At 56.6% G+C, this 11,991-nt stretch carries 8 protein-coding genes and 1 pseudogene; 1 reads left to right on the forward strand and 8 read right to left on the reverse strand.

Annotated elements, in window-relative coordinates; translation table 11 throughout:
* Nucleotides 1-23: 23 nt before the first annotated feature.
* From LOC70_RS20820 to LOC70_RS20850, 7 genes are all read right to left on the reverse strand, one after another.
* A complete protein-coding gene (locus tag LOC70_RS20820; RefSeq protein ID WP_390889064.1) occupies nt 24-2,453 on the reverse strand; it encodes a PSD1 and planctomycete cytochrome C domain-containing protein in 2,430 nt (809 codons plus the stop codon).
* Nucleotides 2,454-2,671: 218 nt separating this feature from the next.
* Entirely contained in the window at nt 2,672-3,604 is a 933-nt protein-coding gene (locus LOC70_RS20825) for an SGNH/GDSL hydrolase family protein (RefSeq protein WP_230255897.1), read from the reverse strand.
* 61 nt (nt 3,605-3,665) lie between these two features.
* Nucleotides 3,666-4,550 (reverse strand): sugar phosphate isomerase/epimerase family protein, encoded by an 885-nt coding sequence (locus LOC70_RS20830; protein ID WP_315857290.1) that lies wholly within the window; start codon nt 4,548-4,550, stop codon nt 3,666-3,668.
* Nucleotides 4,551-4,625: 75 nt separating this feature from the next.
* A complete protein-coding gene (locus tag LOC70_RS20835; protein ID WP_230255899.1) occupies nt 4,626-5,654 on the reverse strand; it encodes a zinc-binding dehydrogenase in 1,029 nt (342 codons plus the stop codon).
* Between the two features lie 85 nt (nt 5,655-5,739).
* Nucleotides 5,740-6,432, reverse strand: coding sequence for an orotidine 5'-phosphate decarboxylase / HUMPS family protein (locus LOC70_RS20840; protein ID WP_230255900.1), 693 nt, complete (start codon nt 6,430-6,432; stop codon nt 5,740-5,742).
* Between the two features lie 112 nt (nt 6,433-6,544).
* Nucleotides 6,545-7,942, reverse strand: a complete 1,398-nt coding sequence (locus tag LOC70_RS20845; protein WP_230255901.1) for a sulfatase-like hydrolase/transferase — start codon at nt 7,940-7,942, stop codon at nt 6,545-6,547.
* A 69-nt stretch (nt 7,943-8,011) separates the two neighbouring features.
* Nucleotides 8,012-9,046 carry a lipid-binding SYLF domain-containing protein gene (locus LOC70_RS20850; protein ID WP_230255902.1) on the reverse strand — a complete coding sequence of 345 codons (1,035 nt, stop codon included), beginning with the start codon at nt 9,044-9,046 and terminating at the stop codon, nt 8,012-8,014.
* A 411-nt stretch (nt 9,047-9,457) separates the two neighbouring features.
* Between LOC70_RS20850 and LOC70_RS20855 the strand changes: the two are divergent.
* Nucleotides 9,458-10,607 (forward strand): annotated as a pseudogene (locus tag LOC70_RS20855) (SGNH/GDSL hydrolase family protein).
* On the opposite strand, the gene LOC70_RS24545 reads toward LOC70_RS20855, so the two are convergent.
* Nucleotides 10,597-11,817: an Lpg1974 family pore-forming outer membrane protein gene (locus LOC70_RS24545; RefSeq protein ID WP_230255903.1), complete on the reverse strand. Its 1,221-nt coding sequence runs from the start codon at nt 11,815-11,817 to the stop codon at nt 10,597-10,599. The pseudogene LOC70_RS20855 and the gene LOC70_RS24545 sit on opposite strands and share 11 nt — an antisense overlap.
* Nucleotides 11,818-11,991 lie beyond the last annotated feature (174 nt).

Genomic DNA, 11,991 nt, shown 5'->3' on the forward strand with positions numbered 1-11,991 from the left:
GGCCGGCGGAGTTCGAGAGTTTTTCAGTCGACATAGATCATCTCGCTCGAACAAAGGTAAGCGTGGAGCAGGGCCAGTCTTGCTTTGGTTGTGTCGTCTTGTGACTTGCCCGAGGATGATTGCTCTGGCGCATTGTCGGGGTAACTCAACATGAATTGGGCGGCCCGTTGGTGGTCCTGTGGGCCGGCATCGCGATGAAAGAGTTGCTGATGAACCGCTTGGATCATGTCGTGCAAGGATGTGTCATGATGCTGTGCCTCCAACCGCTTGGCTCGATCGTGCACCCATTTGTTGTTCATCAACATCAGGGCTTGTGGCGACGTGGTTGTTCTGTGTCGTTTGCCTTGGCTGCGAACACGATCGGGAAAATCGAACGCGGCCAAGAATGGATCCAGTCGATTGCGCTTTACGTTCTTGTAGATGGCTCGTTTTTCCGGCCCGAGTTCATCGCACGCCGCCAACATGGCGTCGTGGATTTCTTCGCCGGACAGCCGTCGAGGATTCATTCGCCACAGCAAGACGTTCTGCGGGTCGACGGAATCAATGTGTTCGTCTTTCAAGCGAGTCGACGATTGTCGATAGGTTGCCGACATCAGAATGCGTCGATGCAGCTTCTTCAAACTCCAACCATCCTCGATGAAACGTGTTGCCAACCAATCCAGCAACTCAGGATGAGATGGCGGCGTGCCCAGCCGACCGAAGTCGCTGGCGGTTTCCACCAAGCCGCGACCGAAATGCTGCTGCCAGACACGATTGACGATCACCCGAGCTGTCAACGGGTTCTGGGGATCGGTGATCCAAGCGGCCAGAGTGGATCGACGGCCCGTGGACTGAAGTGCCGTGGGAACCGCCACGATATCAGCGGGTTCCGGATCTAAGATTGTGGGGTAGCCAGGCTCAATCGGAGGGCCATCGTGATCGGGGATCCGCGTCGGCGGCGAATCGGTGCCCACATCGCCGGCCACAAACGGCAGCGTCGGTAGAGGCTTGGGCTTGAGATGAGCCAGTTCAGCGAGTTGACCTCGAAGATGTTGTCGTTCGGTTTCCGTCTCGCCGTCCATCCACTCCGATAGTTTGTCGGGATGGAGGTCAAATTGGTTGGACGCCAAGGAAGCGATTTGATGTTCGTACAGAGTGCGGTCGCGACGGCGGCGACCGATCATCGATTGAATTTCCTCGGTGAATTTGTCGACGCCCTCGCGTGTTGCGTGAGCGAGCAAAACCGGTGTTTCAATTTCATGCAGTCGAGACCGGATGGTTTCGGTGGCTTCTTCCCATGCATGCAATTGACGCAGGTGTTCTTCCCGCGTTGGCACATCCGCGACGGGCATGTCCTCGCGAGGCAAGAGCGGCGTGAAGAAAGCCTTCATTGCGAAAAAGTCACGCTGAAGTAGCGGGTCGAACTTGTGATCGTGACACTTCGCGCACTTCAAACCTTGCGCCAAGAAAACATCCGCGGTTGTTTCGGTGACATCGCTAAGGATCTCTTGCCATTGGCCTTCCACGTCACGCTGGTTCCATTCATAGATCCAATGACGCAGATACATCGTGCCAATCAATGCATCGCGATTGCCCGGATCGATTTCATCGCCCGCCAGTTGTTCACGAACGAAGCGATCGTACGGCTTGTCGTCATTGAATGAACGAATGACGTAGTCGCGGTACAGATGAGCATGAGGCCGTGCATGGTCGGCGTTGTACCCATCGGAGTCCGCGTAACGCACCAAGTCCAACCAAAATCTGGCTTGGTGTTCACCGTATTCTGGGTGTCCCAACAAGGAGTCAATCTGTGCGGCGTACCAGTCGCCTTGCGGTTGTGCGTTGGGCGAAGCGTCACAAGGCGGAAGTCCAGTCAGGGCGAAGTGGACTCGTCGTTGCAGTCGATCGGGCGTCGCTTCGGCTGACGGAGTCAATTCGTTTTCGGTCAGACGAGCGAAAACGAAATGGTCAATTTCGTTGCGACACCAACCCGCGTCCTCGACTTTGGGAACTTCGGGATCGCTGATGGGCTGATAGCACCACCACTCGCGATCGTCCTCACTGATGGTGGGAGTGGGAGTCAGAACGACGCGATCAGGCCACGGTGCCCCGGCGGCGATCCATTTTGCAATTCCCGACACGGTTGGGTCATCGAGCTGGCCGCTGGGTGGCATTTCGAATGATTCGAAACGCAACGCTTCGATCAGCAAGCTCTCGTCGGGAGCCTCACGAACAATCGCCGGGCCGGAGTCGCCTCCCGCGAGCAGTCCTTCCAACGTGGTGAGCTTCAGTCCACCTTCCTGTTCGGTTTCACCGTGGCACTGGATGCAGTGTTTGACCAGCGTCGGTCGGACGTGGACTTCGAACAAATCACGTTCAGCCGGCGAGGAGGCTGCGACCACACCGGGGCCGATCATCAAACATGCGGCCAAATAACCGCAAAACTGGATGAGTCGGAATGGAATCACGTGCATGAACCTCGGCAGGCACCGCCCTGTCACGTGCGAGTCGCACGTCCTCGCATCGGTTGCGGAGCGATGCGATGAGAGGAACGGCAGTGGGGGAAGGAGGTGGGATTGGCAAATCGTTTTTCGCCGGTGGGGATGCAACTAGTCTATCGAGTTTGGACGCGACTTTGTGAGGTTCCGCTGAAAAAAGTTGTGGATAGCAACATGGTCAAGTTGGGCTGATTTCACTCCTGGCGAAGAGCGTCGATCGAAGCTTGTAATTGCTGTGCCTCGACCTCGGTCTTCCCAAGAGGCGCTGAGGGATAATGTTTTTCCCGCGTGTATCCGATGTAATTCATCCATCCTTTCCACCTGAGTTTGTGTTTTTGATCAATCAACGAAAACATCGGATCGGCTTGAACATCAGCCAGCGATCGATTCAGCGGTGGTAGCCCCAGGCCTGATGCAATGGTTTGTGCCATCACCCAGTGTCCGTCCATTCCCGGGTGCACATGATCGCGCGAAAATGGCTGCTCTCGTTGCTTTCGTGCTTTTTTCATTGGCGTGTGCAAGTCGATGACCTCGACGCCGTCCAACTGCAGCGACGATTCCCAGCTTGCGAACTCAGCTAGCACGACGTCATAGTCGACTTCTTTCTGACGGGTGAGATCGTCATAGATCGGAGGTGTGACGAGGTAGATTTGTTTGACACCCGCTTTTTGGCTTTGCCGGATGAAAGACAACATGCCGTTCTGGAACGCGTCCATTCGTTCTTGGTTGAGCGGTTGGTAGATGCCGTCGTTCATGCCGTAACAGGCAATGATGACATCGGGCTTCACGCGATCCAGCAATCGTTCCAGTCGTTCCAGCAAACACGGTCGCGGAAACCGCCCGCCCGCATGACCATCTTCACTGAGTCCGGAAACCGTCTCGCTGCCCAGTCCCAAAGGATAAATATCGAAGTCACGGTCGGGGTATTGCTTCTGCAGTTGATACGACAGGAGGGAAACGTAGTGTCCGGCTTGCGTGATGGAGTCACCAACCACTGCGATTCGAGCGCCAGACAGCACGTCGATGGCTTCCTGTGCGGATGAATGGTTGGTCACCCAGCCCAATGACAGGAGCAGCGTTGCGAGGAGTGTTGCAACGCCGCGACGAGTGAGTGAACGTGGTGACATCTTGTTTGTGTCGGAGTTAGGCATGGTGAAGATCAACGTGCTGGGGAGCTTGTTCGTAGGGTCAGTTCCAATGTTGAGCGATCTTGTTTCGCAGGAATTCGGCGCTTCGCTGAAGTTGTTCAATTCCGTCGACACCGTCTTCGATGCTGATCCAAGAATCAAAACCTTTCGAATGTAATTCAGCAAAGATGGCATCGTAGTCGTTCAGCCCTTTGCCGATTTCGCCGTGACTCAGGCGACTGGCGTAACCCACGGAACCACTTTCTTCTGATCGTAGATCGTCCAGTGTTCCTTCCGTCAGAAAGCGATCACTCGCGTGCATTGTCACGACTCGGTCGGAGACACGCTTCAATAGTTCCAATGGATCATCGCCGGCAAGGAATGCGTTGCTGGGGTCGTAGTTCACGCCAAAGTTGGGATGGTTGATCGCGTCAACCAATTGGCAGAACACCGGCATTTGCTGAGCAAACTCGGGGTATTCCCAAAAGTCGTCTTTGTAATGGTTCTCCAGAATCAACGTGATGTCTCGCTCGGCTGCATACGGCAAGCAATCGTGAATGCAGTCGGCCGCGAGCTGCTTACCCTGGTCGATGGTCAGTTCAGGTCTTCGCTGACCACTGAGTACCCGGCAATAGGTGCCTCCCAAGGCATGTGTCATTTCGATCCAACGCTTTTGTTGCTCAACCTGTTTTTCCCGAAACGATGGATCGGGGTGAGTGAAGTCGGGCGAGCAGCACAGCATGGGAATCACCATGCCGCGATCCTCGACCTGCTGACGCAACGACGGCCAGTTGGCTGAATCCCTGAGTTCTAAAAAGCCAGCGTAGAATTCCAGTCCCGCGACGTCCAATGTTTGAGCAAGGTCAAACCATTCGCTCAGTCTCATCGTGCCGTCTTTGCATAAGGCGGTCATGTAGGCTTTGGGAAAGGCTGCAAGTTGGGGCATGGCTGGTGGGAATGGTGATGGTTGAACAAGAGATTTGGTTGAACAAGAGATTGATGAGCAGCGATTTTTTGTGGGCTAGATCGGAGTCAGGATGGACTTGACCACTTCACCGCGATGCATTTTTTCGAACGCGGTTTGCCATTGGTCGAGCGGCCAGACTCCACCGATGATCGGCTTCACGTCCAGTTGGCCGCTGGCGAGCAAAGCCAAAACGCGTTCCCAGATGGGCCAGTTGTGGCTGAAGCTGCCTTGAAGGGTGACGTTCTTTTGAACGAGAGGATCCAGGTTGTATCCGAGGGGTTGTGGGCCCCAGCCGACTTTGCTGATCCAACCGGCCGGGCGGACGATGCGCAGGGCAATTTCGAGCGTGGCACTGGAACCCGCGGCGTCGATCACGCCATCGCAGCCCAGTCCATCGCGATGGTGGGCCCAAGCGGTCGGATCACCAACGACTCCGTGGCAACCATAGTTGTCGGACGCGATCCACAATCGATGTTGGTCCGCTTCCAGACCCACCAAGGCCACCTCGGCGCCACACAGTCGCGCCATCGCAGCGCACAAGATTCCAATGGTTCCTGGTCCCAGAACGATCACGCGATCGCCGGGTTCGATTCGGGCGTTGCGAACCACGGCGTTGTAAGCCACGCAGCATGGCTCCGTCAGGCATGCGTGTTCAAAACTCAGGCCGTTTGGAACCGCATGCAAGATTCTCGATGGCACGCGAACGAATCGTGTCATGGCACCATCGACCCCATAGCCGAAACCCTTTCGCGTCGGATCCAAGTTGTAGAGGCCACGACGGGTCATGGGATTGTTGACGTCAATGATGGCGGCGGTTTCACTGACCACGCGATCGCCTTCCTGCCAGCCTTGCACGTTGGAGCCGACGCCAACCACCGTGCCGCCGAATTCGTGACCCAAGACCACGGGGTAATTCACCGGCCAAGAATGGTCCGCCGTCCATTGGTGTAAATCGCTGCCGCAGACTCCGACATGTGACACTTCCAACAAGACATCCTCCGCACCGATTTCCGGGCGACTCACTTCGCGAATCTCGACAGAACCGGCTTCGGGAGCGTAGTTCACCACCGCGGCGGATTGCATGGAAGTTGCCTGTTGCTTGATGGAATGAAAAGAGTTGGAACGACCGATAATTAAAGGGCATGCTGTCAAGACAGTTCGTCCTCGGCTACGTAACTTCTTGCGCGTGCACGGCGTCACAGATCATTTGCAAGGAGGATTCCAGATCACCGTCGGCGGTGCGAAACGCGTCGGCGTCGATGGTCAGCGGTGCACCCAACACGACCAACGGCGCCCCGTACTTGGGACAAGCGATGGCTTGCTCGATCGACAAACCTCCGACGGCTTGGACAGGAACCTCGACCGCCTGAGCCACATCCCGCAATTGATCGAGCGGACTGGGCATGCGATTGCCGCGAGCCGCGATGCCTCGACGTTCGTCGTATCCAATGTGGTGAATGACAAAGTTGCAACCGAGGTCTTCCAGTCGCTTGGCACCGGCGACCATGTCTTCGCTGACCATGTTGTCGCCCATGACTTGGCAACCAAAGTCGGCACCCGCTTTCACAACGCAGCGAATGGTTTCTTCATGAGCCCGGGCCATCACGACGACGTGGGTCGCACCGGCATTGGCCATCATCTCGGCCTCCAGGTACCCGCCATCCATGGTTTTAAGGTCCGCCACGATGGGCGTGCCCGGAAAGGCATCGCGAAGTTTGCGAACACCATGCAAGCCTTCGGCCAAAATCAGTGGCGTTCCCGCTTCCAACCAGTCGACACCGGCTCGCATGGCCAGTTCAGCGGTTTGAAGTGCCTCGTCAATGTTGGTGAGGTCCAACGAGATCTGGACGATGGGACGCATGTTGCGAATTCGATCGGAAGGAGGGCGAGTTCAGGCGGGAGGCCTGAATTGTATCGCATTCCGAATCAGCACATGGTGGTCATGTTCGGTGGCGGGAACCAGCCATGATCTGCTAGTTGGAGATTGGTTGTCCCGTTGCGTCGACGAGCGGTGGTTCGGCGACTCCGGTCATGGTGTCAGCGATTCGTTTTTGCAAAGCTTCGATGGCGAGTTTGTCTTGGTCGGTCGTGTTGTCTGGATCGATGGGAATCTCTTCCAGCGGTCGCTTCGTCAACCGAAACGCCCGTCCATCACGGAAGACCTTGTGGGTTCGATTGAGTGCAAACACCTCGCGGGCGAATTGCGATTTGTCTTCGCCGGGACGAGGGTCGTACCAAAAGAAGAGGGACTCTTTTTTCTCTCCGGTCTGGCCGAATAACTCAGGGGCGAAGCTGACACCGTCCATGGTTGGGTCGCCCATGATCTTGCCACGCGTGACTTTGCCGCCCGCGAGTTCCACCAGCGTCGGGAAGAAGTCGGAAGCGTCGATCAGCGAATCGCTGACGCCGGCTTTGATGTGTACTGGCCAAGACACGATCAAAGGAACGTGAATCCCAGTTTGCTTCGTCAATCCTTTTCCGCCCTGCACCGCCCTGCCGTCATCCATTTGCGACACGACATCCAGGTGTGTTCCGTTGTCGCTGTAGAAGATCACAATGGTGTTTTCACGAAGTTGATTTTCGCGAAGACCATCCAGCAGACGCCCCACCGCCATGTCCATGTACTGGACCATGTCCGGGAAGTATTCGAGTTTCTCCGTCACCGGTTGCGTCGGATCCCATTCATCGTTGATTGGCGTCGGCACGAACGGCCAGTGCGGCAACGCCATCGGGTAGTAAACAAAGGCAGGTTCGTCGCGGTCTTGTTTGAGGAAGTCGATGGTTTTGTCGACCCAGATGTCTTCACCAAACGCACCGTCGTAGGTTTTGAGTTCACCGCCCTGCCCTGCTCTGCCTTCCAGCATCGTTGGGTTGGCGTATCGCGAGCCTTTGTCTTCCGTGTGCAATGCGTGGAACAAAGCGTACTCGTCAAAGCCAGTGTCTTTGGGATGCATGCCTGTTCCGCGTCGCTTGTCAGCGCCGGGGTAGCCGGGTGGATCGTAGGACTGCAGTTGCCACTTCCCAAAGATGCCGGTCGCGTATCCTTCCTCTTTCATGCGATGGCCAAATGTCTTCGCGTCGGTCGGCAAAATGCCAAAGTACTTCCAGTTGCGATGGTTGTACTTGCCCGTCATCAGTTGAACGCGAGTCGGCGTGCAAAGCGGTTGGGCATAGGCATGGGTAAAACGCATGCCTTCGCTGGCGAGCTGATCCAAAACCGGTGTCTTGTAGGAAGTGCCGCCGTAGCATCCCAGTCCTTCGATGCCGATATCGTCGGCCATGATCAAGACGATGTTTGGGCGCGTCTCTTCCGCGAAAGAAGAAGAAGTCAGTGAGATGAGTGCAAGTGCCGCGACGGCGAGAAAACGCATGGAGTGACCGATGTGTTCGTGGGCAGAGAAAATTTCAGTCGATGGCCCAGCGGCCAGCCCGCAGATTAGTCACTGCTGAGGCGGTGGTGGCAATTGGAGAGTTTGCGGAGTGGAGGACAAGGCGTGCTGGTAGTGTTTGAGCAAACTGCGAACAGATTGAAATTCAGGACGCGCGGCGAGCGATGCAAATTGCGGGTCGTTGGCGACTTGATCGTAGTGAGCGATGGTTTCGGCGAGCGCCGCGGGAGTCGGGGCTTGGCTGGCATTCGCGGTCAGCGGGAGTGCCAGGAAACCCGTCCAGTTTTGATCCAGCAGCTTGAATAGCTCGGGCGCCATTTCGAGCAATTGATCGTGAATCGCCGCCGCGCGTCCGGCACTGAATTGCTGGGCCATTTGAGTTTGCGGGTTGGGTGGATCCACTTTCACCGCCGCACCGGCGTAGTTGGCGATGGCCTGAGTCAATTGTGCGGCTGAGGCGGGCACGATGACCGGTTGCCCGGGGCCGGGGCTCTTGTAGTACGAACCCGTCGCCACCGGATCCACTCGGACAACGGATCCATCGATGGACACGCCAGCAAACAACCCTCGGCTGCGTGAGTACGTGTAGATCTCCGCCTGAAGTTGACCATCGGTTGCCACCGCGGCTTGCCGACCGACCGGACCAGCCGCTGCGGACGCGTCACCGCCCAACGTCAGCTTGCCGGACAAAATGCCTTGCACACTACGAGCCGTTTTGAAGACCAGGATGATGTCGGAAGCTTGCACACCGACTTGCCATCCCACGTTGCCACCGGTCAGCGAAATGAAGACGGGAGCGTGCCAGGTGCCGTCTGGATCGCGAATGAAAAGCAGTCCTTTGCCGTGCCGCGCACCGACGATGAAGCTGCCTTTGATCACGTTGGGAACGATGGCAACGCCATGGCAATCCTGAAGCAATTGTGCCGGAACTTGGCTGAGCGGAGTCGACATGGTTTCGCTCAGAACCATGCTGGCGGCTTGGATGGTCTGTTCCTCCGCGATTTGGCCAAACGCTTTGGGTGTCACCAACAAAGTCACAAAGAACGCACACAGCAACACTTGGCGTTTGAAAATCGAGAAAACCATCCTGGAGACTCCGTGCGAGAAAATATCGAGGTTTGCAACTGGTGTGAGACCAAACGGTTGAGGGCACATGTCAATTGGTTTTTCGCTTTTGGGAACAACGCGAATCAGGTGCCGTCTTTGGTCATTGTGGCTTGCGAGGATGGTTCAGGCCACAGTGCATCCTGACAATCGCTTCCGTGCCTCGTTCCAGCCATTTTTGCGGGTACGGTTTGCCAACGTTGAGTGAATTTCGGAACGACCGGCGAAACGCGGACGTCATGGACCGTTCTCGTTCTGTGTAGACTTTCGGTGGCTTGTTCATGAGTGTGCGGACCGCCCGGCTCTGAGCAATTGTGGCCTCCACTCCCCTGCCCCCGCGACGAGCTGGTTCCCGTTGCTCGTCCGCCCTGCCCCGCCCAAGGAAATTGAACGATGAGACTTCGTTTGAGTTGGTTGTTTTTAATTTGCGTGTGTTCTGTTCAGCCTGCTTGGACGCAGGAAAAAGCTGCTGGGACTATTGCCGATGCTGATCCTGAAATGCGGGCTTCGCAAACGGTCGAAGACGGCGTCGCATGGTTCGACGTGATGGATTGGGAGGTGGAAGGTCGGATTCTGCCCAGCCATGAACGCCAGCGTTGGTTTGATCGCTTTCCGCAATCCGCCGATGGCAAAGTCACGAAGAACGTTTGGAATCTCAGTCGTCACTCCTCGGGCATGATGGTTCGATTTCGCACGGACGCGACGGAGTTGCACGTTGACTATGAATTGATGAGCGATCGGTTGGCGATGCCGCACATGCCAGCGACGGGAGTCAGCGGCGTGGACTTCTATGCTCGTGATGAAAACGGCGATTGGCGGTGGGTGCAGGTGACTCGGCCGTCGTCCTCTCATGTGAAGACGAAAGTCATTGATGGTCTGAAACCTGGCCTACGCGAATACGCGGCATACCTGCCGCTTTATAACGGCGTTGAGTCAATGAAAATTGGCGTGCCGGAGGGAACATCACTTAAGCCCTTGCCCGCTCGATCCAAGCCGATTGTGTTCTATGGGACCAGCATCACGCATGGTGCGTGTGCGAGCCGCCCGGGGATGGTTCACACTGCGATCTTAGGACGCCGGTTCGATCAGCCGGTGGTCAACCTTGGGTTTTCCGGCAATGGACGCATGGATGAGTCGGTGGGGGATTATCTGGTGCAATTGGACGCCGCCGTCTACGTCATCGATTGTTTGCCGAACATGCACGCTGAAATGGTTCGCGAAAAGTGTCAGCCGTTGGTTCGGCAATTGCGAGCTGCGAAACCGGGCACGCCGATTGTCCTGGTCGAGGATCGTCGCAACACCAACAGTTGGATCTTGCCAGCCCGAGATGCTCATCACACCGCGAATCATCAGGCTCTACGCGAAGCGTATGAAGCGTTGGTGAGCGATGGTGTGACCGGATTGCACTACAATTCCGGGCGATGAGCTTTATGGAACCGACGGCGACGGTGCGACCGATGGTTCTCACGCGAGCGATTTGGGCTTCATGCGACAGGCGGAAGTATTCATGCCCGTGCTTCGAAAAGCCATGCTTACCAAATGAGTTGAGACGCCACGGTCAATCCGAGGAATCCCAGGTCGTCGTCCATCGGTGAGTCTCCGTTGAGGCCACCGTCGGTGCCGGTGAAGACTCCCGTCGGGTTTGGTCCGCCAACACCGTTGTAGTGTTGAGCTTCCATGGCGACGGACACATTGAAATGGTCGGTCAAAACCAGCCGCAGACCGAGTTGCATCTCCGCATTGGCGACCAGTGAATCGGCCGAATCATCGCCCGGTCGCAGGTCGATGTCGCCAATGGTTTGACGCAGATTGCCGAGTGGCGACAGGCTGTCAATCGCGGAGAATTTACGAGAGCCGAATAGCATTGATCCACGGAGATTCGCAAAAAGCTGAATCTTCTCGACTGGAAGAACATGGTTGATTTGCAGAGCCATCGTGGGGCCCATGCCGCGAAATTCGGAATGTCCGTGGATGGTGCCTTCGTCTGTGGACGCGAAGTAGTTTTGAGCGACCTTTGCGTAGCGGACTCCAGCATAGAAATCCATTGGCTTGGCCAATCGTCGCTGCAGTTCCCAGTCGATGACGTCGGTCCGAATCCCGCTGACAAATTTGCCTTCGTTGATGAACGCAAGTCCGGTCAGGATGTCGCCGTTTTCGATGAAGTATCCCGCGGTGCCTTCGTTGCCGGTTGGGATCAATCCGTTGGCATCGTTGGCGACCAAGCTGTTGCTGTGACGGAACTCCCAGAACCGGACTCGCCAGCCGAGTGTTTCAGCCGCCGCTTCGCGTCCGAACTGAATCCGTGGGCTGTGTTCGATCAGCCAAGGGAATCCGACGTGGGAGAAGCCGTCGTCCGTTTGAACAATGATCGCGGTGCTGTTGCTTTGGGTCGGTTGGACCAAGACGCTTTCAAAGGTCGCGAATAGCCGGCCGTCCTGAGAGCGAGCGGGAAGGCTCGTGCGCGGGTGTGGCTTTGCCAGGCGTTGCGATTCCAATTCGTTGATCCGCATCTGCAGTTCAGCGAAGCGAGACTCCACGTCGATGGGCTGGATCTCGGAGAAGCCAACCGGTGCTGCCTCGCTTTGGAAATCCGGGGAATCGAACTGCGGAAGGTCCGCCAAGCTCTCTGGGAACTCGTCCTGTGCGTCCAATGATTGGACGCAGCCAATCAAGAGCAGCAGCACACAAATGGCGTGGGAAACGTGGGCTCTTAGCAGCCGTCGCAACGGAGTCGGTGGGGCATGGCGAAACACGGCGGCGTTGCTCTCTGTGCGGGCACGCGGCGACCATCGGTGGGGGCGATGAACGGTCGGTGGGGCGGTTCGGTTTGTCGTAAGGTGTTCTCATAGCAGGATTTGATGCGAGGGCGAAAGGTTGAAATCATTTTGATTCAAACTTCTGTGAAACGCGCGAAACTGGGTGGAAAC

The sequence above is a fragment of the Rhodopirellula halodulae genome, from assembly GCF_020966775.1.
Lineage (GTDB): Bacteria > Planctomycetota > Planctomycetia > Pirellulales > Pirellulaceae > Rhodopirellula > Rhodopirellula halodulae.